The 22,972-nt window shown below is 62.5% G+C and carries 21 protein-coding genes; all 21 read right to left on the bottom strand.

The window, feature by feature from the left end:
• Positions 1-7: 7 nt before the first annotated feature.
• On the bottom strand, positions 8-1,537 hold the full coding sequence (gene nuoM, locus OU419_RS17225; protein ID WP_254473526.1) for an NADH-quinone oxidoreductase subunit M: 1,530 nt from the start codon (positions 1,535-1,537) through the stop codon (positions 8-10).
• A 28-nt stretch (positions 1,538-1,565) separates the two neighbouring features.
• Positions 1,566-3,413 carry an NADH-quinone oxidoreductase subunit L gene (nuoL, locus tag OU419_RS17220; protein WP_254473534.1) on the bottom strand — a complete coding sequence of 616 codons (1,848 nt, stop codon included), beginning with the start codon at positions 3,411-3,413 and terminating at the stop codon, positions 1,566-1,568.
• Complete coding sequence (nuoK, locus tag OU419_RS17215; protein WP_207883115.1) at positions 3,410-3,718, bottom strand: NADH-quinone oxidoreductase subunit NuoK; 309 nt, start codon at positions 3,716-3,718, stop codon at positions 3,410-3,412. Before nuoK ends, nuoL begins: the two co-directional genes overlap by 4 nt.
• Positions 3,719-3,722: 4 nt before the next feature.
• Entirely contained in the window at positions 3,723-4,223 is a 501-nt protein-coding gene (gene nuoJ, locus OU419_RS17210; RefSeq protein WP_254473536.1) for an NADH-quinone oxidoreductase subunit J, read from the bottom strand.
• A gap of 11 nt (positions 4,224-4,234) precedes the next feature.
• Positions 4,235-4,783, bottom strand: a complete 549-nt coding sequence (nuoI, locus tag OU419_RS17205) for an NADH-quinone oxidoreductase subunit NuoI (protein ID WP_254473538.1) — start codon at positions 4,781-4,783, stop codon at positions 4,235-4,237.
• An 11-nt stretch (positions 4,784-4,794) separates the two neighbouring features.
• Positions 4,795-5,784 carry an NADH-quinone oxidoreductase subunit NuoH gene (nuoH, locus tag OU419_RS17200; RefSeq protein ID WP_254473539.1) on the bottom strand — a complete coding sequence of 330 codons (990 nt, stop codon included), beginning with the start codon at positions 5,782-5,784 and terminating at the stop codon, positions 4,795-4,797.
• Positions 5,781-8,495: an NADH-quinone oxidoreductase subunit NuoG gene (nuoG, locus tag OU419_RS17195; RefSeq protein WP_254473548.1), complete on the bottom strand. Its 2,715-nt coding sequence runs from the start codon at positions 8,493-8,495 to the stop codon at positions 5,781-5,783. Before nuoG ends, nuoH begins: the two co-directional genes overlap by 4 nt.
• A gap of 129 nt (positions 8,496-8,624) precedes the next feature.
• Positions 8,625-9,974, bottom strand: a complete 1,350-nt coding sequence (gene nuoF / locus OU419_RS17190) for an NADH-quinone oxidoreductase subunit NuoF (protein WP_254473550.1) — start codon at positions 9,972-9,974, stop codon at positions 8,625-8,627.
• Positions 9,971-10,471, bottom strand: a complete 501-nt coding sequence (nuoE, locus tag OU419_RS17185; protein WP_254474105.1) for an NADH-quinone oxidoreductase subunit NuoE — start codon at positions 10,469-10,471, stop codon at positions 9,971-9,973. Before nuoE ends, nuoF begins: the two co-directional genes overlap by 4 nt.
• A complete protein-coding gene (nuoC, locus tag OU419_RS17180; protein WP_254473558.1) occupies positions 10,468-12,249 on the bottom strand; it encodes an NADH-quinone oxidoreductase subunit C/D in 1,782 nt (593 codons plus the stop codon). The genes nuoE and nuoC overlap by 4 nt, the downstream gene beginning before the upstream one ends.
• Before the next feature lie 62 nt (positions 12,250-12,311).
• Positions 12,312-12,989, bottom strand: a complete 678-nt coding sequence (locus tag OU419_RS17175) for a NuoB/complex I 20 kDa subunit family protein (RefSeq protein ID WP_254473560.1) — start codon at positions 12,987-12,989, stop codon at positions 12,312-12,314.
• A gap of 10 nt (positions 12,990-12,999) precedes the next feature.
• Positions 13,000-13,413, bottom strand: a complete 414-nt coding sequence (ndhC, locus tag OU419_RS17170) for an NADH-quinone oxidoreductase subunit A (protein WP_015477476.1) — start codon at positions 13,411-13,413, stop codon at positions 13,000-13,002.
• A gap of 438 nt (positions 13,414-13,851) precedes the next feature.
• The gene (locus tag OU419_RS17165; protein ID WP_254473562.1) at positions 13,852-14,343 is read right to left on the bottom strand and encodes a DUF4442 domain-containing protein; all 492 of its coding nucleotides are present in this window, start codon (positions 14,341-14,343) and stop codon (positions 13,852-13,854) included.
• A 175-nt stretch (positions 14,344-14,518) separates the two neighbouring features.
• Complete coding sequence (locus OU419_RS17160; RefSeq protein ID WP_254473564.1) at positions 14,519-16,114, bottom strand: isocitrate lyase; 1,596 nt, start codon at positions 16,112-16,114, stop codon at positions 14,519-14,521.
• A gap of 505 nt (positions 16,115-16,619) precedes the next feature.
• A complete protein-coding gene (locus OU419_RS17155; RefSeq protein WP_254473566.1) occupies positions 16,620-17,435 on the bottom strand; it encodes a secretin N-terminal domain-containing protein in 816 nt (271 codons plus the stop codon).
• Positions 17,432-18,058, bottom strand: a complete 627-nt coding sequence (locus OU419_RS17150; RefSeq protein ID WP_254473568.1) for a DUF7931 domain-containing protein — start codon at positions 18,056-18,058, stop codon at positions 17,432-17,434. The genes OU419_RS17155 and OU419_RS17150 overlap by 4 nt, the downstream gene beginning before the upstream one ends.
• Before the next feature lie 10 nt (positions 18,059-18,068).
• Entirely contained in the window at positions 18,069-18,497 is a 429-nt protein-coding gene (locus OU419_RS17145) for a GNAT family N-acetyltransferase (RefSeq protein WP_254473569.1), read from the bottom strand.
• Entirely contained in the window at positions 18,490-19,665 is a 1,176-nt protein-coding gene (locus OU419_RS17140) for a ribosomal protein uL16 3-hydroxylase (RefSeq protein WP_254473571.1), read from the bottom strand. The genes OU419_RS17145 and OU419_RS17140 overlap by 8 nt, the downstream gene beginning before the upstream one ends.
• Positions 19,666-19,725: 60 nt before the next feature.
• Entirely contained in the window at positions 19,726-21,096 is a 1,371-nt protein-coding gene (purB, locus tag OU419_RS17135) for an adenylosuccinate lyase (protein WP_254473573.1), read from the bottom strand.
• A gap of 93 nt (positions 21,097-21,189) precedes the next feature.
• Complete coding sequence (gene hflD, locus OU419_RS17130; RefSeq protein WP_254473575.1) at positions 21,190-21,810, bottom strand: high frequency lysogenization protein HflD; 621 nt, start codon at positions 21,808-21,810, stop codon at positions 21,190-21,192.
• Positions 21,807-22,946: a tRNA 2-thiouridine(34) synthase MnmA gene (gene mnmA, locus OU419_RS17125; RefSeq protein ID WP_254473577.1), complete on the bottom strand. Its 1,140-nt coding sequence runs from the start codon at positions 22,944-22,946 to the stop codon at positions 21,807-21,809. Before mnmA ends, hflD begins: the two co-directional genes overlap by 4 nt.
• Between the last annotated feature and the right edge of the window lie 26 nt (positions 22,947-22,972).

Genomic DNA, 22,972 nt, shown 5'->3' with positions numbered 1-22,972 from the left:
GTCGCGCTTACCGTGCTGCCAGGGTGGAAAGGGCGGCACCCAGCCACTGCTGGACGCCGTGCATGGTGGCGGCGGAGGTGTCGAGGACCGGCTGCGGGTAGATGCCCAGCAGGACCAGCAGCACCGCCAGACCGAGGACCATGCTCAGTTCGCGGAAATTCAGACCGGCAATCGCCTCTTCGGATCGGGACGGACCGAAGTAGGCGCGGTGGATCATGATCAGCGAGTAGACGGAACCGAACACCAGGCCGAAGGTGGCGATCACGGTGATCACCGGAACGACCTTGAAGCTGCCCAGCAGGATCAGGAACTCGCCGACGAAGTTGCCGGTACCCGGCAGGCCCAGCGACGCAGTGGCGAAGAACAGCGCCACGGCCGGCAGGTACGGGATGCGCGACCACAGACCACCCATCTTGCGCATGTCACGGGTATGCAGGCGCTCGTAAAGCTGGCCGCAGAGAATGAACAGCGCGGCGGCGGAGAGGCCGTGAGCGATCATCTGCACGACCACGCCTTGCAGCGCCTGGGGGCTGCCGGAGTAGATGCCGATGATGACAAAGCCCATGTGCGACACGGAGGAGTAGGCAACCAGGCGCTTGATGTCGGTCTGCGCGAACGACAGGAAGGCACCGTAGAAGATGCCGATGATGCCCAGCCACATGGCCACCGGGGCGAACTCGGCGGAGGCGTTGGGGAACAGCGGCAGAGCGAAGCGGATCAGGCCGTAGGCAGCGGTTTTCAGCAGGATGCCAGCGAGGTCGACGGAGCCTGCGGTCGGTGCCTGGGCGTGAGCGTCCGGCAGCCAGGAGTGCACCGGTACCACCGGCATCTTCACCGCGAAGGCGACGAAGAAGCCAAGCATCAGCAGCCATTCGGTGTGCGGCGGCAACTGGGTTTTCAGCAGGTCGGCGTAGTTGAAGGTCAGCACGCCAGTACTGTTGTAGTGCACGAACACCAGACCCAGGATCGCCACCAGCATCACCAGGCCGCTGGCCTGGGTGAAAATGAAGAATTTGGTGGCGGCGTAGATGCGGGTCTTCTTGCCGTCGTCCGAGCTATGACCCCAGAGCGCGATGAGGAAGTACATCGGCACCAGCATCATTTCCCAGAAGAAGAAGAACAGGAACAGGTCGACGGCGAGGAATACGCCGATCACACCGCCCAGGATCCACAGCAGGTTCAGGTGGAAGAAGCCGATGCGGCGCTGGATCTCGTTCCAGGAGCAGAGTACGGACAGCACGCCGAGCAGGCCGGTCAGCGCGACCATCAGCAGGGACAGGCCGTCCATTGCCAGGTGTACGCTGATACCGAGGCGCTCGATCCAGGACACCTTGAATTCCAGGGTCCATTGCGGGTCTCCGCCCGGCGCGGGCGCCAGATGGAAGTCACCGGTGTGCCATACCCACAGGCTGAGGGCGAGGGTCAGAACCATCGATCCCAGGGCAACCCAGCGTGGCAGGGTCTTGCTGGTGGACTCGGCGATCCAGCAAAGGAAGCCGCCGATGAAGGGGATCAGGATTAGCCAGGGCAGAATCATGTCGGGCTCAATCTCTTTCGTGAATTCATTAAGCCAGCAGCAGCGCGCCGAGAAGCAGCGCGGCGCCGCCCACCAGGGAAGCGGCATACCAACGCAGGCGGCCGTTCTCGGTGAGGCTGAGGAGTTTGTGACCACCACGGGCAGTGAGCGGAACCACGATCAGGGTCTTGTCGATCGGGTCGGCGCCCAGCAGACGGCAGATCAGCAGATAGGGTTTCACGAACAGCTTGTCGTACAGCCAGTCGAAGCCCCAGGCGTGGTACCACCAGGTGCCGAAGAAGCGGCCAGGTGCGCTCTGGGCGACGGCGCTGACGAAGCGACGCTTGCCGAGGAACAACAGGCCCGCCAGCAGGATGCCGGCGATGGCGATGGCACCCGAGGCGATCTCCAGGCTGTGCTTGGCTTCGCCGCCGGCGTGACCGACGCTTTCCGGCAGGACGCCTGCCAGAGGCGGAGTGATCAGCGCGCCGATGAAGGTGGACAGCACGATCAGCACACCCAGCGGCAGCCAGTGGCTGATGCCATGACCGGCATGCGCCTCGGTCTTCGCTTCGCCGTGGAAGGCGATGAAGATCAGGCGGAAGGTATACAGCGAGGTCATGAAGGCACCCACGAGACCGGCGATCAGCAGGTTCTGGTGACCGCTGGCGAACGCTTCCCAGAGGATCTCGTCCTTGGAGTAGAAGCCGGCGGTCAGGAAGGGCAGGGCGGCCAGCGCCGCGCCACCGACCACGAAGCTCGCGTAGGCCAGCGGCAGCTTCTTCCACAGACCGCCCATCTTGAAGATGTTCTGCTCGTGGTGGCAGGCGACGATCACCGCACCGGAAGCGAGGAACAGCAGCGCCTTGAAGAAGGCATGGGTCATCAGGTGGAAGATCGCGCCACCCCAGGCGCCGACGCCCAGGGCCAGGAACATGTAGCCGATCTGGCTCATCGTCGAGTAGGCGAGGATACGCTTGATGTCGGTCTGTACCAGGGCGGCGAAACCGGCCAGCACCAGGGTCACGGCACCGATGATGCCGACCAGTTCCAGGACATTCGGAGCCAGCTCGAACAGGCCGTGGCAGCGGGCGATCAGATAGACGCCTGCGGTCACCATGGTGGCGGCGTGGATCAGCGCGGAAACCGGAGTGGGGCCTGCCATCGCGTCGGCCAGCCAGGTCTGCAACGGCAGTTGAGCGGATTTACCGACGGCGCCGCCGAGCAGCATCAGGGTTGCCAGGTTGATCCACAGGTCGCCCTTGGCGAAGTGCTGCGGAGCCAGTACCAGCAGCTCCTGGATGTTCAGCGTGCCCAGGTGCTGGAACAGGATGAACATGCCGATGGCAAAGAATACGTCGCCTACGCGGGTGACGATGAAGGCTTTCAGCGCCGCGTTGCCGTTCGGTACATGGTTGTAATAGAAACCGATCAGCAGGTAGGAGCAGAGGCCCACGCCTTCCCAGCCGAAGTACATGAACAGCAGGTTATCGCCCAGCACCAGGAACAGCATGCTGGCGATGAACAGGTTGGTATACGCGAAGAAGCGCGAGTAGCCGGTTTCGCCGCGCATGTACCAGGAGGCGAACAGGTGGATCAGGAAGCCGACCCCAGTGACCACGCCGAGCATGGTGACCGAGAGACCGTCCAGGTAGAGGGTGAAGTTGGTCTTGAAGTCACCAACGCTCATCCATTGCCACAGCACCAGGCTGTAGGCGCCACCTTCAGGCGGGTTGCTGTGGAAGCTCCAGATCGCCCAGAAGGCGGAGAGGGCGGCGAGGCCCACGGAGCCGACACCCACCAGTGCCGAGAGATTTTCCGACCATCTGCCGCGGGAGAACGAAAGCAGCAGGAAGCCGACCAGAGGGAACAGGAATGTAAGGGGCAGCAGGTTCATCCGCGCATCTCGCTTGCAGCGTCGATATCGAGGGTATGGAAGCGGCGATACAGCTGAAGGAGGATCGCCAGACCGATGCTCGCCTCGGCCGCGGCCAGGCTCAGCACCAGGATGAACATCACCTGACCGTCGGGCTGGGCCCAGCGGCTACCGGCGACCACGAAGGCCAGTGCGGCGGCGTTCATCATCACTTCCAGGCTCATCAGTACGAACAGGATGTTGCGTCGTACCATCAGGCCCACCAGGCCGAAGCAGAACAGCACACCGGCGAGCGCCAGTCCGTGTTCGAGAGGGATTGCGTTCATGGTGTTAGTCCTTCGCTTCGTGGCGGCCGAGGTGGTAGGCGGCGACCAGTGCCGCCAGCAGCAGCATCGAGGCCAGTTCGACGACCAGCAGGTAGGGGCCGTACAGGGCTATGCCCACGGCCTTGGCGTCCACGGTGGTGTGACCGATGCCGATGCCGCTGGGAGTGCGCGAGAGCATCCACAGCAGTTCGACCAGCAGCACCAGCGACAGCGCGCCAGGGCCGATCCAGATGCCGGGCTTGAGCCACTTGCGCTCCTGCTCGGCAATTGCCGGCCCCAGGTTGAGCATCATTACCACGAAGACGAACAGCACCATGATCGCACCGGCATAGACGATGATTTCCAGCGCAGCGGCGAACGGAGCGCCAAGGCTGAAGAACGTCGCCGAGATGGCCAGCAGCGAAACGATGAGGTAGAGCAAGGCATGCACCGGGTTGCTGTTGGTGATGACCCGGAGGGTTGCCAGCACGGCGACGCCGGCGGCGAAATAGAAAGCGAATTCCACGCGACGTCTCCTTACGGCAGCAGGCTCTTGACGTTGATCGGTTCGGCCTCGTTCTGCGCGGCGCCCTTGGGCTTGCCGGCGATGGCCATGCCGGCAACGCGGTAGAAGTTGTAGTCCGGGTTCTTGCCGGGGCCGGAGATCAGCAGATCTTCCTTCTCGTAGACCAGGTCCTGGCGCTTGAACTCACCCATTTCGAAATCCGGGGTCAACTGGATCGCGGTGGTCGGGCAGGCTTCTTCGCACAGACCGCAGAAGATGCAGCGGGAGAAGTTGATACGGAAGAACTCGGGGTACCAGCGGCCATCGTCGGTCTCGGCCTTCTGCAGGGAGATGCAGCCGACCGGGCAGGCTACGGCGCAGAGGTTGCACGCAACGCAACGCTCTTCGCCATCGGGGTCGCGGGTGAGCACGATGCGACCACGGTAGCGCGGCGGCAGGTACACGGGCTCTTCCGGGTATTGCAGGGTGTCACGCTTGCGGAAGGCGTGACCGAAGATCATCACCAGGCTGCGCAACTGGGTGTAGGTGCCGTGCACCACTTCGAGAATGTACTTGATCATGGTCCTACTCCTTACTGGCTGGCCAGCACGACAGCGCCGGTCACCAGCAGGTTGATCAGGGTCAGCGGGAGGCAGAACTTCCAGCTGAAGGCCATCACCTGGTCATAGCGCGGGCGTGGGATCGAAGCCCGCAGCAAAATGAACATCATGATGAAGAAGCCGGTTTTCAGGGCGAACCAGATGAACGGAATCTGCGGCAGGATGCCGAAGGGACCGTGCCAGCCGCCGAAGAACAGGGTCGCCAGCAGCGCGGACACCAGGACGATGCCGATGTACTCGCCGACGAAGAACATGCCCCATTTCATGCCGGCGTACTCGATGTGGTAACCATCGGCCAGTTCCTGCTCGGCCTCGGGCTGGTCGAACGGGTGACGGTGAGTCACGGCGACGCCGGCGACGAAGAAGGTCATGAAGCCGAAGAACTGCGGGATGATGAACCACATGTGTTCGGCCTGGTAATCGACGATGTCGCGCAGGCTGAACGAGCCGACCTGGGCGACGATGCCCATCAGCGACAGGGCCAGGAACACCTCGTAGGAGATGGTCTGGGCCGAGGCGCGCAGGCTGCCGAGGAGGGCGAACTTGTTGTTGCTCGACCAGCCAGCGAACAGCACCGCGTAAACGGTCAGGCCGGCCATTGCGAAGAAGAACAGGATGCCGATGTTCAGGTCCGCCACGCCCCAGGTCGGGGTGATCGGGATGACGACGAAGGCGACCAGCAGTGCACCCATTGCGATCATGGGGGCGAGAGTGAAGATCATCTTGTCGGCAAACGGCGGAGTCCAGTCTTCCTTGAAGAACATCTTGATCATGTCGGCGCCGAGCTGGAAGGCACCGAACGGGCCGACCCGGTTGGGGCCGTAGCGGTCCTGCCAGAGGCCGAGCAGACGACGCTCGACCCAGCTCAGCAGCGCACCGCAGACGACCACGGCGAGCAGGATGACGATGGCCTTGATGACCTCGATGAGGATGTCGACGATGGCGGGTGTCAGCCAGCTCATTGGGCAGCCTCCTGCAGACCTTCAGCGACAGAGCCGATGACACCGGCGGGAATGCCCGGCAGACCGATCGGCAGGGCAACCAGACCTGCGCCCAGCCCTTCGCTTACGCGCAGCGGCAGGTGCAGTTCCTGGCCTTTGACGGTCAGGCGGATGATCGCGCCTTCGTTGACGCCCAGACGGTCAGCCTCGGACTTGGCCAGGGTTACGTAGGTCTGCGGGATGCGCTCCTGTACTGGGGCGGCCTTGGCGGAGTTCTCCTCGCTGCCGAACAGGTGGTAGAACGGCACGACCTTGAACTGGCTGGCGGCGGTGTGGAACGGCGCGGGGATCTGGCTGAACCACAGGATTTTGCCCTTGGCTTCGATCAGACGCACACCCGGATCGCCGGCGCGCAGGTGGCCACCGACTTCGTCCTGGAACTTGTTCCAGGCCTGCGGGGAGTTCCAGCCTGGCGACCAGGCGAACGGAATCTGCTGACGCGGTTCGGCACTACCGGCGTAGCCTTCCATCGAGAAGGCGAATGCGGAGTCGATGTCCTGCGGCTGACGAGGCTCGCTGACACTGATGTTGGCGCGCATGGCGGTACGGCCGGAGTAGCGGTGCGGCTCGCGCGCCAGTTTCAGGCCCTTGATGCGGAACGCAGCGTTCGGCGCGGCATCGCGGATGCCGGCCAGTTGCGGCTTGGCGGCAACGACTGCATCGATCACGTGGTCCAGTTGGGTCCAGTCGACGCGCTTGCCTTCGAGGGTGCTGTGCAGGGCATGCAGCCAGCGCCAGCCTTCGCGAACCAGGTTGTCGGCGTTGTAGTAGGCCGGGTCAAAGACCTGGAAGAAGCGCTGGGCGCGGCCTTCCTGGCTGACCAGGGTGCCATCGCCCTCGGCGAAGCTGGCGGCTGGCAGCAGGACGGTGGCCTTGGCGCTGGTGGCGGTCTGCTGATGATCGGCGACGACGACGATCTTCGCGGCGGCCAGGGCTGCGTCGACTGCGGAGGCGTCGGCGCGGCGGTACAGGTCGTTCTCCAGGATCACCACTGCATCGGCAGCACCGGAAGTGAGCTGTTCCAGAGCGCTTTCGACGGACTCGCCGCCGAACAGCGCGAGCCCCAGGCTGTTGGCTTCCGGAACCATCAGGCTCAGGGAGCCGTTCTTCTCGCGGTTCTTCAGCGCGCTGGCGATGTTGGTGGCGGCTTCGATCAGGGCGTTGCTGCCCAGCGAGGTGCCGGAGATGACCAGCGGGCGCTTGGCGGCGACCAGGGCATCGGCGATGCGCTGGGCCAGGGCGGCGGCGTCGGCATCGAGGCCGGCCACGGCTGGGGCGCTCGCGTCGATGGCGTGGGCCACGGCAAAGCCCAGGCGAGCCAGGTCTTCGGTGGCGGCGTGCACGCACTCGGCGGCGACGTCGTCCAGGCGGGTTTCATCGAGGCTGGCGATGAACAGGGGGTTCATCTCGTGCTGGGCGATGGTCTTCACCGCGGCGTCGAGCCAGGGCTGAATCTTCATCGCGGCAGCCATGTCCTCGCCCTTGCCTTTCACCGACTGGCGCAGGGCCAGGGCGATACGGGCAGCGGTCTGGGTCAGGTCTTCGCCAAGCACGAAGACCGCATCATGGTCTTCGATGTCGCGAATGGTCGGAACCGGCAGCGGGCCGTCCTGCATGACCTTCAGCACCAGGCGCAGGCGCTGCAGTTCGTCGGCGGAGATGCCGCTGTAGAAGTTCTGCGCGCCGACCAGTTCGGACAGGGCGTAGTTGCTTTCCAGGCTGGCGCGCGGCGAACCGATGCCGATGACCTTGCGACCCTTGAGCAGGGCGGCAGTCTGGTCCAGCGCGCCGTCCAGCGAGAGCTTCTGCTTGCTCAGCATCAATTGCGGCTGGCGCGGGCGGTCTTCGCGGTTGACGTAGCCGTAGCCGAAACGGCCGCGGTCACACAGGAAGTAGTGGTTCACCGAGCCGTTGTAGCGGTTCTCGATGCGGCGGATTTCACCGTAACGCTCGCCGGGGCTGATGTTGCAGCCGCTGGAGCAGCCGTGGCAGATGCTCGGGGCGAACTGCATGTCCCACTTGCGGTTGTAGCGCTCGGAGTGGGTTTTGTCGGTGAACACGCCGGTCGGGCACACCTCGGTCAGGTTGCCGGAGAATTCGCTCTCCAGCACACCATCCTCGATGCGGCCGAAATAGACGTTGTCGTGCGCGCCGTAGACGCCCAGGTCGGTGCCGCCGGCGTAGTCCTTGTAGTAACGGACGCAACGGTAGCAGGCGATGCAGCGGTTCATCTCATGGGCGATGAACGGGCCGAGCTCCTGATTCTGGTGGGTGCGCTTGGTGAAGCGGTACCGGCGCTGGTTGTGGCCGGTCATCACCGTCATGTCCTGCAGGTGGCAGTGACCGCCTTCCTCGCAGACCGGGCAGTCGTGCGGGTGGTTGGTCATCAGCCATTCGACGACGCTGGCGCGGAACTGCTTGGCCTCTTCGTCTTCGATGGAAATCCAGGTGTTGTCAGTGGCGGGCGTCATGCAGGACATGACGAGGCGACCGCGTTTGTCGTTCTCGTCGGTGTACTGCTTGACTGCGCACTGACGGCAGGCGCCGACGCTACCGAGCGCCGGGTGCCAGCAGAAGTAGGGGATGTCGAGACCGAGGGAGAGACAGGCCTGCAACAGGTTGTCCGCTCCATCGACTTCTAACGTCTTGCCGTCTACGTGGATCGTGGCCATGGTTCAAGTTCTTCGTTGGCCCGTTGTCAGCGGGCGTGGCTAATAGAAATCATGGTTTCGTCGGGCCAGCGGCACACCGCGGCACTGCAACGAAACAAAGCCGGACGCGCGCGCCCGGCGATCAAAGCATCAAGCGCCGACGGTCTGCGGTGCTTGTACGGCCTGAGCCTGGCGGGAAATGCCCGCTTCGAACTCGGGACGGAAATACTTCAGTGCGCTGCCCAGCGGCTCGACGGCACCCGGTGCGTGGGCACAGAAGGTCTTGCCTGGGCCGAGGAAGTTGACGAGTTGCTCGAGGGTTTCCAGGTCGCCTTGCTGGCCTTCGCCTTTCTCCAGCGCGCGGAGGACTTTCACGCTCCACGGCAGGCCATCACGGCACGGAGTGCACCAGCCACACGATTCGCGGGCGAAGAACTCTTCCATGTTGCGCAGCAGTGAAACCATGTTGACGCTGTCGTCCACCGCCATTGCCAGGCCGGTGCCCATACGGGTACCAACTTTGGCGATACCGGCCGCGAACAGCGGCGCGTCCAGGTGCTCCGGGAGGAGGAAGCCGGTACCGGCGCCGCCTGGCTGCCAGGCCTTGAGCTTGTAGCCGTCGCGCATGCCGCCAGCGTAGTCCTCGAAGACTTCACGAGCCGGGATGCCGAAGGGCAGTTCCCAGATGCCGGGGTTCTTCACCTTGCCGGAGAAGCCGATGAGTTTGGTGCCCATGTCCTCGCTGCCCGGGCGGGCGAGGGTCTTGTACCACTCGACGCCGTTTTCGACGATGGCCGGCACGTTGCACAGGGTCTCTACGTTGTTCACGCAAGTCGGCTTGCCCCAGACGCCGACGGCGGCAGGGAAGGGCGGCTTGGAACGCGGGTTGGCGCGGCGGCCTTCCAGCGAGTTGATCAGCGCGGTCTCTTCGCCGCAGATGTAGCGCCCGGCGCCGGTGTGCACGAACAGCTCGAAATCGAAACCGCTGCCGAGGATGTTCTTGCCCAACAGGCCCGCGGCCTTGGCTTCATCGATGGCGCGGTTCAGGTTGCGCGCGGCGTCGACGTACTCGCCGCGCAGGAAGATATAGCCGCGGTAGGCCTTCAGGGCGCGCGCGGAGATCAGCATGCCTTCCACCAGCAGGTGCGGCAACTGCTCCATGAGCATGCGGTCCTTCCAGGTGTTGGGTTCCATCTCGTCCGCATTGCACAGCAGGTAGCGGATGTTGAGGGATTCGTCCTTGGGCATCAGACCCCATTTCACGCCAGTGGGGAAGCCCGCACCGCCGCGGCCCTTGAGGCCTGCGTCCTTGACGGTCTGGACGATGTCATCGGTGGCCATTTCAGCCAGCGCCTTGCGCGCCGCCGCGTAGCCATTCTTCGACTGGTATTCTTCCAGCCAGACCGGAGCGCCATCATCGCGCAGGCGCCAGGTCAGCGGGTGGGTTTCGGCGGCACGCGCTGTGCGGTTGGGCGTGCCGTAGGAGGTGAGACGACTCATGCGTAAGCCTCCAGCAGTTTGGCGACGCCATCGGGACGCAGATCGCCGAAGGTGTCGTCATCGATCATCAGTGCCGGTGCCTTGTCGCAGTTGCCCAGGCAGCACACCGGCAGCAGGGTGAAGCGGCCGTCGGCGGTGGTCTGGCCGAGGCCGATGCCCAGCTGCTTCTGGATCTCGCCAACCACGGACTCGTGGCCGCCGATGTAGCAGACCATGCTATCGCAGACGCGAATGATGTGGCGGCCGACCGGCTGGCGGAAGATCTGGCTATAGAAGGTAGCCACGCCTTCGACGTCGCTGTCCGGGATGCCGAGGATATCGGCGATGGCCGGAATGGCGCCGTCCGGCACCCAGCCGCGCTGTTTCTGGACGATCTTCAGGGCTTCGATGGACGCCGCACGGGAGTCCTCGTAGTGATGCATTTCATGCTCGATGGCCGAGCGCTCGGTTTCGCTGAGTTCGAAACGATCAGTCTGGATAAGGGTACTCATGATCAGCGGTCCACGTCGGCCATAACGAAGTCGATGCTGCCCAGATAGGCGATCAGGTCAGCGATCATGCTGCCGTTGATCACCGAAGGAATCTGCTGCAGGTGCGCGAAGCTGGGCGTCCGGATTCGGGTCCGGTAGCTCATGGTGCTGCCATCGCTCGTCAGGTAGTAGCTGTTGATGCCCTTGGTCGCTTCCACCATCTGGAAGGCTTCGTTGGCCGGCATCACCGGGCCCCAGGAAACCTGCAGGAAGTGGGTGATCAGGGTTTCGATGTGCTGCAGCGTGCGCTCTTTGGGCGGCGGCGTGGTCAGCGGGTGGTCGGCCTTGTACGGGCCTTCGGGCATGTTTTTCAGGCACTGCTCGATGATGCGCAGGCTCTGGCGCATTTCACCCATCTTGACCATGCAGCGGTCGTAGGCGTCGCCGTTAGCTGCCAGCGGCACTTCGAACTCGAAGTTTTCGTAGCCGGAGTACGGGCGTGCCTTACGCAGGTCGAAGTCGCAACCGGTGGCGCGCAGGCCAGCACCGGTGGTGCCCCATTCCAGAGCTTCCTTGGTGTTGTACTGGGCAACGCCAATGGTACGGCCGCGCAGGATGCTGTTTTTCAGGGCGGCGGTTTCGTACTCGTCCAGGCGCTTGGGCATCCAGTCGAGGAATTCGCGGACCAGCTTGTCCCAGCCGCGCGGCAGGTCGTGGGCGACGCCGCCGATGCGGTACCAGGCCGGGTGCAGGCGGAAGCCGGTGATGGCTTCGACGACCTTGTAGGCGCGCTGGCGGTCGGTGAAGGTGAAGAACACCGGGGTCATCGCGCCCACGTCCTGGATATAGGTACCCAGGTAGAGCAGGTGGTTCAGGATGCGGAAGAACTCCGACATCATGATGCGGATGACGTCGACGCGCTGCGGCACCTTGATGCCGGCGAGCTTCTCGACCGAGAGCACGTACGGCAGGTTGTTCATTACACCGCCGAGGTAGTCGATACGGTCGGTGTAGGGGATGAAGCTGTGCCAGGACTGGCGCTCGGCCATCTTCTCGGCGCCACGGTGGTGGTAGCCGATCTCCGGAACGCAATCGAGGATCTCTTCGCCGTCCAGTTGCAGGATGATGCGGAACGCACCGTGGGCGGACGGGTGGTTGGGGCCGAGGTTGAGGAACATGAAGTCCTCGTTCTCGCCATGACGCTTCATGCCCCAGTCTTCAGGCTTGAAGCGCAGCGCTTCCTGTTCCAGCTCCTGCTTGGCGACGGAGAGGGAGTAGGGGTCGAACTCGGTGGCACGTGCCGGGTAGTCCTTGCGCAGCGGGTGGCCTTCCCAGGTCGGCGGCATCAGCATGCGGGTCAGGTGCGGGTGGCCGTTGAAGGTGATCCCGTACATGTCCCATACCTCACGCTCGTACCAGTTGGCGTTTGGCCAGATACGGGTGGCGGTGGGCAGGTTGAGGTCGCCTTCGGACAAGGCCACTTTGATCATCACGTCACTATTCCGCTCGAGCGACATCAGGTGATAGAACACGCTGAAGTCGGCGTTCGGCAGACCGCGACGGTGGGTACGCAGGCGCTCGTCGACCCCGTGCAGGTCGTAGAGCATGACGTACGGCTTGGGTACGTTGCGCAGGAAGGTGAGGACGTCGATCAGGCGCTCACGGGCAACCCAGAGCACCGGCATGCCGGTGCGGGTGGCCTGGGCGGTGAAGGTCTCGGCGCCAAAGCGGGAGTTCAGTTCGACGACGATATCTTGGTCGTCTGCCTTGTAAGGCGGGATGTACAGAGCGGAGTCTGCAGTCATGGTCTCGGTCACTATCGGTCAACGGTGGAGTGAATACGGGCCTCTGGTAGTAGAGGGCCGCATCACACTTCGTCGGGGCTGCGCAGGTTGGTGACCGCAATGCGCTGTTCGCGCTTGAGGTCCTTCTGGGCAGGCATTTCGGCACGGTAGATGCCTTGATCGCCGACAACCCAGGACAACGGGCGACGCTCCTGGCCGATGGATTCCTGCAGCAGCATCAGGCCTTGCAGGAATGCCTCCGGGCGGGGCGGGCAGCCGGGGATGTACACGTCCACGGGGAGGAACTTGTCGACCCCCTGAACGACCGAGTAGATGTCATACATGCCGCCGGAGTTGGCGCACGACCCCATCGAGATTACCCACTTGGGTTCCAGCATCTGTTCATACAGACGCTGGATGACCGGGGCCATCTTGATGAAACAGGTGCCGGCGATGACCATGAAGTCAGCCTGGCGTGGTGATGCACGGATCACTTCGGCGCCGAAGCGGGCGATATCGTGCGGCGCGGTAAACGCCGTGGTCATCTCCACGTAGCAGCAGGACAGGCCGAAGTTGTACGGCCAGAGGGAGTTCTTGCGACCCCAGTTGACCGCCCCGTTGAGAACATCTTCCAGCTTGCCCATGAAGATGTTCTTGTGGACCTGCCCTTCGATGAGCGGGTCTTCTACCGTTTCGCGCTGGCCGATCGGGTATTGATCATTGGGCGCATCCGGATCGATCCGGGTAAGTTTGTATTGCATCGCCAAAGCCTCATTGTTTTAGCTTCGCCTGCCGTGCACGACGTGCCGCCGGCGCCCAATCGAGCGCGCCGATACGCCAGAGGTAGACAAGACCTGCCAACAGAATTGCTATGAAAATGGTTGCCTCGATCAGGCCTGCCCAGCCGCTTTCACGGACGGACACAGACCAGGCGAAGAGGAAGAGGGCTTCGACGTCGAAGATCACGAATAGCATCGCGACCAGATAGAATTTTGCGGACAGGCGCAGGCGTGCGCTACCGGTGGGAACGATGCCTGATTCGAACGGCTCGTTCTTGCTGCGACCAAATGCCTTACTGCCAAGCAGGCTGGAAACCCCTAGCATGAAGCCGAGCAGGCCCAGCACTCCTAAAAGGAAGGCGGCGAGTCCCCAGTGTTGAGCTGCAAGTTCAGCTGGATTGGGCATGCCGATACTCCTTCCTACAAATAACGAATGTCTTGGGTTCCGGGCGATGGCCCGACTGCGCGAACCCGACAACTCAAGATAGCGAGCTAAGGGTTCAGGTCATCTTTCCAATTTTATGCCCAAAGCCTTCAGCAAGTAAATTTTTCCAACACAAACAGATGCTTCTAAAACGGGCAAAAGGCTTTTGCATTTTCGTGAAGCCTCGCCCTGTGCGGTCCTCCGCGCTTAGTGTGGCGGCACTTCGGCTTTGGTCGAATAGTACTTCCCAGGTATTTGGTCGCAATAAATTGGCACTCAATAAATGATAAGTATTATCATTTGCAGTGTCGTATATCCGTAACTTTACTACATATAAGCGGCGAGACGGTTATTTCGCCGCTATTTCAACATTCAATTATCCCTCCTGAAATTCGTTTGGCGGCCGTTCGCTGGAGTGGCTCATTGGTGCTTGCTGACCCAAGCCCAATGCATTTCGCAGCGGATCGGTTCGCTGCCGGTGTCGTCCAGCATCGTCACCTCAATCAGTGCTTCGCCCTTTTCCTGCTCCAGCATCGCGCGACGCTGTTCCTGTGTCAGCGTTGCGATTGCACGCAGTCCGCCGTTGGCCCGGCGTCGGTAGTCGACCTTGAGGGTCTTGATCAGTGGGAGCTTGTGGTCGGGCAGGTTCATGCCGACCATGCAGCCGCTGGCAGATTCGGCGAGCAGCGCCATTGCGGCCGCATGGACACCGCCGATGTGGTTGCGGACGCGGCGCTGGTTGGCCAGGCTCATCCGCACCTCATCTATGGATAATTTCTGGATGCGCACGTTGGCGGTGCCGGCGAAGCGCACCTGAGAGCAGAACAGGCGGCTCAGTAGCGGCTCATGAAGTCGGCGTGGCAGGCGCTGAATGAGGTGGGCTGCGAGGGAGAGGCGATTGTGCTTGGGCATTGGCTTTCCAGTCGTCGAGAACGAAAGCACGAGGCTGGCATGGCCTTGTCGGTATGCCTTTGGCGGCGAGGGGGTGAGTGTCTGGCAAATGGGCCAAGCGGAAAAGCAAAACCCCGGCGATTGCCGGGGTTTTGCGGTGCCTCCCGGCCCCGAGGGGCCGGTCGAACCGGGCTCCTTAGTGGAACTGGTTCATGGTGTTGTCTTTACCGGAGGCTTTCAGAGCAGCTTCGCCAGCGAAGTACTCTTTGTGGTTGTCGCCGATGTCGGAGCCAGCCATGTTCTGGTGTTTGACGCAGGCGATGCCCTGGCGCAGTTCCTGACGCTGAACGCCTTTCACGTAGGCCAGCATGCCTTCTTCGGCGAAGTAGCCCTTGGCCAGGTTGTCGGTGGACAGCGCGGCGGTGTGGTAGGTCGGCAGGGTGATGAGGTGGTGGAAGATGCCGGCATGGGCCGAACCGTCACGCTGGAAGGTGCGAATCTTCTCGTCGGCGATCTTGGCCAGTTCGGTTTCGTCGTACTCGACGCTCATCAGCTTGGAGCGGTCGTACGCGGAAACGTCCTTGCCTTCTGCAACGAACGCATCGAATACCTGCTGGCGGAAGTTCAGGGTCCAGTTGAACGACGGGCTGTTGTTGTACACCAGCTTGGCGTTCGGGATTACCTGGCGGATGCGGTCAACCATGCCTTTGATCTGGCCAACGTGCGGCTTCTCGGTTTCGATCCACAGCAGGTCGGCGCCGTTCTGCAGCGAGGTGATGCAGTCCAGGACGCAACGGTCTTCGCCGGTGCCCTTGCGGAACTGGAACAGGTTGGATGCCAGGCGCTTGGGGCGCAGCAGCTTGCCACCGCGGTTGATCACCACGTCGCCGTTCTGCAGGTCGGCAGTGGAGATTTCTTCGCAGTCCAGGAAGGAGTTGTACTGGTCGCCCAGATCGCCCGGCTCGCGGGTCACAGCGATCTGCTTGGTCAGGCCGGCACCCAGGGAGTCGGTACGAGCGACGATCACGCCGTCATCGATACCCAGTTCGAGGAACGCATAGCGAACGGCGTTGATCTTGGCGAGGAAGTCCTCGTGCGGAACGGTCACTTTGCCGTCCTGGTGGCCGCACTGCTTCTCGTCGGAAACCTGGTTCTCGATCTGGATGCAGCAGGCACCGGCTTCGATCATCTTCTTGGCCAGCAGGTAGGTCGCCTCGGCGTTGCCGAAGCCGGCGTCGATGTCGGCGATGATCGGCACCACGTGGGTTTCGAAGTTATCGATCTGGGCTTGTACTTCTGCTTCCTTCGCCTTGTCGCCAGCGGCGCGGGCGGCGTCCAGGGCGGTGAACAGCAGGTCCAGTTCGCGGGCATCAGCCTGGCGCAGGAAGGTGTAGAGCTCTTCGATCAGGCCGGCAACGGCGGTCTTCTCGTGCATCGACTGGTCCGGCAGCGGGCCGAAGTCGGAGCGCAGGGCGGCAACCATCCAGCCGGACAGGTAGAGGTAGCGCTTGTTGGTGGTCTTCAGGTGCTTCTTGATGGAGATCAGCTTCTGCTGACCGATGAAGCCGTGCCAGCAGCCCAGGGATTGGGTGTAGACGGAGGAGTCCGCATCGTACTCAGCCATGTCCTTGCGCATGATGGCTGCGGTGTACTTGGCGATTTCCAGGCCGGTCTTGAAGCGGTTCTGGACGCGCATGCGGGCAGCGTATTCGGGGTTGATCGCGCTCCAGCTGTTGCCGTTCTTCTCTTTGAGCGCGGCGACTGCTTTGATCTCGTTCTGATATGCGGACATGGCCAATCCTTCAAAAGAATGTGTTTGGTTGAGCACCGACTACCCACATAAAACCGCACCTGAACGGTAATGACTGCGGGTTGCTCGCCGCGGAATGGTGAAGGGGCGACCGAAAGAAGGAGTGACGCTGTGAGGATGGGGTGGCGCAGCGTACAGACTGATGACTGCAGCGGTGACATTCGGGTTCGCTTGCTGGCTCGTGGTTGCCTTTGGGCGAAACTGAACGGCTGAATCCGTCATTCGTGCTGTTGCGTGGTTGCTTCCCCGTCCCTCAGGACAACTTCTTGCCAGTCGCAACCTCGTCGATCCGCCTTGTGGGCTTAACAACACGGACCGGCGCGACGGGTGGGCCGCTGGCGCGATCCGGAGGGCTTCAGGCCCTCTGGTTAGCGGGAGCGAGGCCATCATGCACTTTCAAACGAGCGTTCGTCAAACGTTTTGTAGTGTTTTTTTTGGGCTACTACACGAAGGTCTAACGAGGACTGTCGGGTCAGTTCTGGATGAGTCAGTCGAGGAGTTCGACTTTCACTCGAAGGCTGCTGTCGTTACGGCCCTGGGTGCTGTAGTGGCGGGCAAACCCGCTTTGCGTGCTCTGGTTGCTCTCGCTGACACCGCCGACTTCGATCCACTGGCCGATCGGTCCGCTGATGCGGGTTTCGGTCGAGCTGGTGTCCATCGAGCCCTGATAGTTGTTGTTGAAGCGGTCGTTGCGGGTGTTGAGCGTGAGATGCACGAGATTGCCGCTGAGGCTGGCGGTCACGTACATGCCCTGGTTAGCGTCGCGGTATTCGGTCTGGCTGTAAACTTGGCCATAAGGACCGATGCCGGCGTTGGTCACTGGCTGGCTCTGGCCGACCTGGATGAAGGCGGGGGAGCCTTCAGTTGCGCGTACCTGCTGGGTGCCGCCGCCGCGGCTGCTGGTGGAGCGGCTGATGATGCGCACCTGGTCGCGGCCATTGATTTCTCCGGCGCCGGACTGGATTTCGACATTTCCGGCGCTGGCCGAGCCGTTCACCGAATAGCCGCTCTGTGTTCCCTGGCTGCCGTCCACGGTGTCGACGCTGATAAGCAGTTGGTGGGGGCGGGTGTCCAACTGTTCGATTACCTGCTGAAGCTCGCGGATCTTTGCCAGCTCGGCATTCACGACGAGCTGGTTGCCGTAAGCGGTGACCCGGCCTTCATTGCCCAGTACGGACTGAGCCACCGGCAGCACGTCGTCAGCGGTGCGGTAGTTCAGCGGGATGATCTCGGTGCGCGGTGCGGCGGTGGCCACGAGGCTGAGTCCGCAGGCAATCAGCAGGGCGAGCGAGCGCAAGGTCAAATCAGGAAGCTCCGCAGGTTCGGGTCAAGGAGGCTGGTGTTCCAAGTCTGCCCGAATTGTGCCAGCAACTGTCGGGTTCGACCCGGATTGTTGTAGTAGACGTAGCCGGAGTATTCATTAGGCTCGGGACGCAGCAGCAGCCCGCAATCGTCGGCAAGCAGGAATGCGTGGTCTTCGCCGGGATAGTCCGGGTTGATCCGGCGGATCTGGCAGTAACTGGACAGGCGCCGGCTGAGGTTGAGCAGGCGATGGCCTTCCTTCACTGCTCTGGTGCTGTCGCGCAGCAGGATCATCAGGCGATTGCGCGGGTTGCCAAGTAGCAGTTGAGTGCAGGCTTCCTGAATGCTGCTGTGGTGATACAGCCAGGGTTCCAGGTCGGGAGTGTAGAGGTAGAGCCTGCGGCGCGCCTGCTGCATGAGGGCGAGGGCATGGGCGCGAGCGGCCTCGGGCTTGTTGAAGCGGTGTAGCTGATCGCTGTCGCCAAGGACGAAAGCGGCGGGTTCAAGGGCGGTGGGCGGCAATGCTTCGCTGGGCGGATTGTGTACGGAAAAGCGTCCCGGCGACTGGAACTCGATTTCCGGCAGCTCTGCCGGGCTTTCGTCGTTTTCCGGGACGTTTTCCATTACGGTCGCCTCAATCGCTTTCGCGCACCATGTCTACGTGGGGGAGCCCTGCTTCCAGGAACTCGCCGCTGGCCACCTTGAAGCCTAGCCGTTCGTAGAACGGAATGGCATAGACCTGAGCGGTCAGAAGTTGTCGCTTGAGATTACGGCGTTCGGCTTCTTCGATTGCGGCTCGCATCAATTGGTCGCCGACCTTGAGGCCGCGCCAGTCTTTCAGGACGGATACTCTGCCGATGTGGCCATCGGGCAGCAGGCGGGCGGTGCCGATGGCGTAGTCGCCTTCGAAGGCCAGGAAATGCACGGCTTCTACATCCTCGGCATCCCATTCGAGTTCCGGCGGAACTGCTTGCTCGGCGATGAAGACCGCCTCACGAATGCGCCGCAGGTCGGCATTGTCCTTCTGCCAGTTCGCCACGCGAACCCTGATCTTGCTACTCATCGGCAAACTCCAGACTGCCCTGTTTGATCAGTTCTCCAAGCAGCTTACGCCCATCGTCATCGGCCAGCCATTGGCCGAGATTTCCTTCATGAAGCGATTCTGCCGAGCAAGCCAGCTTGAGCAGCTCGCGCAGCTTTTCCGGCAGTACTACAGTCTGGCCGCTGGCGAACAGCAACAGGCCGACGTCCACTTCGCTCCAGGCCATGCGCGCGCTGGGATTGCGGATGAGTACGGCGCCGCCTTCGATGGCGCTGGTCAGTTCGTTTTCTTCGATTTCCTCTCCGGCCACCAGCTCCGGGTAGCGTGGTTCTGTCATGAACTGGCCGAACCAGGTGAGTAGCAGGCGCTCGTCGCTCATGTGTTCCTGAAGCAGGTTTTTCAGACGGTCGAGCGCGTCGCGCTGGATCTTGTGCTGGTCTTCGTCGCCTTTAACCGCTGCCATGCCGGCGTCGCTGTAGCGCTCTTCATCGGAGAGGAACTGGGCGAGGAAGTCGGTGAAGTGGGTGAGAACTTCGGCAGCACTGGGGGCGCGGAAGCCGACTGAGTAGGTCATGCAGTCGTCTTCGGCGATGCCGTAGTGGGCTACGCGCGGAGGCAGGTAGAGCATGTCGCCGGGCTCCAGTACCCATTCAGCGCTTTCTTCGAATTCAGCGAGGATGCGCAGGTCCGCATGGGGCAGCATCGGGCTGCTGGCGTCGCAGGTCTGGCCGATTTTCCAGCGGCGGTGGCCGTGGCCCTGCAGGAGGAATACGTCGTAGTTGTCGAAGTGCGGGCCGACACCGCCACCGGGTGCGGCATAGCTGATCATCACGTCGTCGATGCGCCAGCTTGGCAGGAACTTGAAATGCTCCAGCAGTTCGGCGACTTCCGGGATGAATTGGTCGACGGCCTGCACCAGAAGGGTCCAGTCGCGCTCAGGCAATTCCTTGAAGGTTTCTTCCTTGAAAGGGCCGCGACGCAGTTCCCACGGGCTGTCGCCATGCTCGACGACGATGCGCGACTCGATCATTTCTTCCAGGGCCAGGCCGGCAAGTTCGTCTGGCTCCAGCGGGCTCTTGAAGTCCGGGATTGCCTGGCGCACCAGCAGGGGTTTTTTCTGCCAGTAATCGCGGAGGAATTCGTCGGCGCTGATGCCGCCCAGAAGCTGAAGAGGAATAGCAGGATTCATGGTTAAGTCCTTGAAACAAAAACGCCCGGCACAGCCGGGCGTGCAAAGTCGGGGCGAATATCAGATGCGCTTGGCCTGGGCGGCAGCGTTACCGATGTAGTTCGCGGGGGTGAGTTTCTTCAGCTCGGCCTTGGCTTCTGCCGGCATGTCGAGGCCCTCCATGAACACCTGCAGGGCTTCGGCGCTGATGCCTTTGCCGCGAGTCAGCTCCTTGAGCTTCTCGTAGGGGTTCTCGATGCCGTAGCGGCGCATGACAGTCTGAACCGGCTCGGCCAGCACTTCCCAGCAGGCGTCCAGGTCTTCGGCGATACGTGCGGCGTTCAGCTCCAGCTTGCCGATGCCCTTGAGGCTGGCTTCGTAGGCGATGACACTGTGGGCGAAGCCGACGCCCAGGTTGCGCAGCACGGTGGAGTCGGTCAGGTCGCGCTGCCAGCGGGAGATCGGCAGTTTGCTGGCCAAATGCTGGAGCAGGGCGTTGGCGATGCCCAGGTTGCCCTCGGAGTTTTCGAAGTCGATCGGGTTGACCTTGTGCGGCATGGTCGAGGAGCCGATCTCGCCGGCGACGGTCTTCTGCTTGAAGTAACCCAGGGAGATATAGCCCCAGACGTCACGGTCGAAGTCGATGAGAATGGTGTTGAAGCGGGCGATGGCGTCGAACAGTTCGGCGATGTAGTCGTGCGGTTCGATCTGGGTGGTGTAGGGGTTCCACGCCAGCCCCAGGTCGCCTTCGATGAATTCGCGAGCGTTGGCTTCCCAGTCGACCTGCGGGTAGGCGGACAGGTGGGCGTTGTAGTTGCCGACGGCACCATTGATCTTGCCCAGCAGTTCGACTGCGGCAACTTGCTTGATCTGGCGCTCCAGGCGATAGACGACGTTGGCCAGTTCCTTGCCCAGGGTGGTCGGGGAGGCTGGCTGGCCGTGGGTGCGCGACAACATCGGCACGTCGGCGAATTTCACCGCCAGCTCGCGGATCGAGTCGGCAATCTGTTGCATCAGCGGCAGCAGCACCTTGTCGCGACCTTCTCGCAGCATCAGAGCATGGGACAGGTTGTTGATGTCCTCGGAGGTGCAGGCGAAGTGGATGAACTCACTGACCTTGGCCAGTTCCGGCAGCTTGGCGGCTTGCTCTTTGAGCAGGTACTCCACGGCCTTCACGTCATGGTTGGTGGTGCGCTCGATGTCCTTGATGCGCTGGGCATGCTCCAACTGGAAGTCATCGGCGAGAGTGTCCAGCAGGGCGTTGGCTTCGCTGGAGAAGGGGGCTACCTCGGGGATGCCGGCATGGGCGGCGAGACGCTGGAGCCAGCGAACCTCCACCAGGACGCGGAAACGGATCAGGCCGTATTCGCTGAAGATCGGACGCAGGGCGCTGGTTTTGCTGCCGTAACGGCCGTCAACGGGGGAAACCGCGGTAAGGGAGGAAAGCTGCATGGGGCGTTCTCGTGGCTGGAGGTCAACGAAAAGGGCGCACATCATACACGAAAGCAGAGTGTCGGTCGCCTTTGCGGCGACCGGAAGAAGGTATCAGCCGCGCAGCAGGGGGCGCAGTTCGTTGAGCATCTTGCGGCGGCTGAACAACATCTGCCAGCGGTTGCCGCCGAGCTGTCGCCACAGGCGGGCGGAGCGGATGCCTGCGAGCAGCAGGGCGCGGATACGCGCCGCATTGGCATTGATCTGCAGGTGGCGCATGTCGCCATGCACCTGGATACGTTGGCGGAAGGTGCTCAGGGTGTCCTGGTACAGGCTGGCGCAAGAGGCGATGACGTTCTCGTGCACCAGGCCGAAGTGCTGAACCTGTTGCTGGATCTGGTCCAGGCGGGTTCCCATGATGTCGAGCATGTCGTTGCGCTTGTCCAACTGGCGCTCCAGTCCGATCAGCGCCAGCGCGTAGCGCAATGGTTCGCGCTGCAGGCTGTTGGGGTCGCGCTCCAGGGCGCTGAGCAGGGCTCGGAAACCCTCGCGAAGGTTCGCGGTGTCGCCGCCATAGACATCAAGGGTGGTCTTCGGGTCGCGCACCAGCAGGCTGCCGAGCATGCAACTCAGCGGAGCTTCGGGGATCTGCCCGGTGCGGGCGAGCCGGTCTACCAGGGCTGCGGATTCGAAAACGCCGGAAAGGGCGATGATCTGGTCGTGCAGATCGCTCATGCAATGTCCTTAGCGAACGCGGGTTCTGCGGATTCGATGACGCCGCCACCAAGGCAGATCTCGCCATCGTAGAAGACCACGGACTGTCCGGGAGTTACGGCGCGCTGGGGCTCGTCGAACACGGCGCGATAGCCATGCTCGGTGCGCTCAAGTATGCAGTCCTGATCGGCCTGGCGGTAACGCACCTTGGCGCGCAGCGTTCTGGGCTGGGTGAGATCGATCGGATTCACCCAGTAGACGCTGGAAGTGCGCAGGGCGCGGGAGAACAGCCACGGATGGTCGTTGCCCTGGCCGACGATCAGAACGTTGCGTGCCAGGTCCTTCTCCAGTACGTACCAGGGGCTGTCGTCGGCATTTTTCATGCCGCCGATGCCCAGGCCTTGACGCTGGCCGATGGTGTGGTACATCAGGCCGACGTGACGGCCGATGACCTGTCCGTCAGTGGTTTCGATGTCGCCCGGCTGGGCCGGCAGGTACTGCTTGAGGAAGTCGCTGAAGCGGCGTTCGCCGATGAAGCAGATACCGGTCGAATCCTTTTTCTTCGCGGTGGCCAGGCCGTATTTCTCGGCGATGACGCGCACCTCGGGCTTCTCCAGTTCGCCGACCGGGAACAGGGTCTTGCCGATCTGCTCGCCGCCCACGGCGTGGAGGAAGTAGCTCTGGTCCTTGTTCGGGTCCAGGCCCTTGAGCAGTTCGCTGCGACCGTCGACATCGCGGCGGCGCACGTAGTGGCCGGTGGCGATCAGGTCGGCGCCCAGGGCGACGGCGTAGTCGAGGAAGGCTTTGAACTTGATCTCGCGGTTGCAGAGGATGTCCGGGTTCGGCGTGCGGCCGGCCTTGTACTCCTCGAGGAAGTGCTCGAAGACGTTGTCCCAGTACTCCGCGGCGAAATTGGCGGTATGTAGCTTGATGCCAATGCGATCGCAGACGGCCTGGGCATCGGCCAGGTCGGTCATGGCGGTGCAGTATTCGGTGCCATCGTCCTCTTCCCAGTTCTTCATGAACAGGCCTTCCACCTGGTAGCCCTGCTCCTTGAGCAGCAGGGCGGAGACGGAAGAGTCCACGCCGCCGGACATGCCGACAATGACGCGGGTGTTCTGGGGGCTTTTCGGCGAATAAGACGGCGAATCAGACATGGCAATGAATCACGAACGCAGGTAAA

It is taken from the genome of Pseudomonas triclosanedens (assembly GCF_026686735.1).
GTDB lineage: Bacteria > Pseudomonadota > Gammaproteobacteria > Pseudomonadales > Pseudomonadaceae > Pseudomonas > Pseudomonas triclosanedens.
This window is presented reverse-complemented; position numbering and strand designations above follow the sequence as displayed.

What these genes read in the sequence shown, in the direction of transcription:
- OU419_RS17165 (WP_254473562.1), bottom strand. Translation starts at nt 14,343, where the DNA reads ATGCCCAAGCACAATCGCCTCTCCCTCGCAGCCCACCTCATTCAGCGC.
- nuoG (WP_254473548.1), bottom strand. Translation starts at nt 8,495, where the DNA reads ATGGCCACGATCCACGTAGACGGCAAGACGTTAGAAGTCGATGGAGCG.
- OU419_RS17150 (WP_254473568.1), bottom strand. Translation starts at nt 18,058, where the DNA reads ATGGAAAACGTCCCGGAAAACGACGAAAGCCCGGCAGAGCTGCCGGAA.
- OU419_RS17160 (WP_254473564.1), bottom strand. Translation starts at nt 16,114, where the DNA reads ATGTCCGCATATCAGAACGAGATCAAAGCAGTCGCCGCGCTCAAAGAG.
- nuoK (WP_207883115.1), bottom strand. Translation starts at nt 3,718, where the DNA reads ATGAACGCAATCCCTCTCGAACACGGACTGGCGCTCGCCGGTGTGCTG.
- OU419_RS17140 (WP_254473571.1), bottom strand. Translation starts at nt 19,665, where the DNA reads ATGAATCCTGCTATTCCTCTTCAGCTTCTGGGCGGCATCAGCGCCGAC.
- mnmA (WP_254473577.1), bottom strand. Translation starts at nt 22,946, where the DNA reads ATGTCTGATTCGCCGTCTTATTCGCCGAAAAGCCCCCAGAACACCCGC.
- OU419_RS17145 (WP_254473569.1), bottom strand. Translation starts at nt 18,497, where the DNA reads ATGAGTAGCAAGATCAGGGTTCGCGTGGCGAACTGGCAGAAGGACAAT.
- OU419_RS17175 (WP_254473560.1), bottom strand. Translation starts at nt 12,989, where the DNA reads ATGCAATACAAACTTACCCGGATCGATCCGGATGCGCCCAATGATCAA.
- ndhC (WP_015477476.1), bottom strand. Translation starts at nt 13,413, where the DNA reads ATGCCCAATCCAGCTGAACTTGCAGCTCAACACTGGGGACTCGCCGCC.
- purB (WP_254473573.1), bottom strand. Translation starts at nt 21,096, where the DNA reads ATGCAGCTTTCCTCCCTTACCGCGGTTTCCCCCGTTGACGGCCGTTAC.
- nuoH (WP_254473539.1), bottom strand. Translation starts at nt 5,784, where the DNA reads ATGAGCTGGCTGACACCCGCCATCGTCGACATCCTCATCGAGGTCATC.
- nuoM (WP_254473526.1), bottom strand. Translation starts at nt 1,537, where the DNA reads ATGATTCTGCCCTGGCTAATCCTGATCCCCTTCATCGGCGGCTTCCTT.
- nuoL (WP_254473534.1), bottom strand. Translation starts at nt 3,413, where the DNA reads ATGAACCTGCTGCCCCTTACATTCCTGTTCCCTCTGGTCGGCTTCCTG.
- nuoI (WP_254473538.1), bottom strand. Translation starts at nt 4,783, where the DNA reads ATGATCAAGTACATTCTCGAAGTGGTGCACGGCACCTACACCCAGTTG.
- nuoC (WP_254473558.1), bottom strand. Translation starts at nt 12,249, where the DNA reads ATGACTGCAGACTCCGCTCTGTACATCCCGCCTTACAAGGCAGACGAC.
- nuoF (WP_254473550.1), bottom strand. Translation starts at nt 9,974, where the DNA reads ATGAGTCGTCTCACCTCCTACGGCACGCCCAACCGCACAGCGCGTGCC.
- hflD (WP_254473575.1), bottom strand. Translation starts at nt 21,810, where the DNA reads ATGAGCGATCTGCACGACCAGATCATCGCCCTTTCCGGCGTTTTCGAA.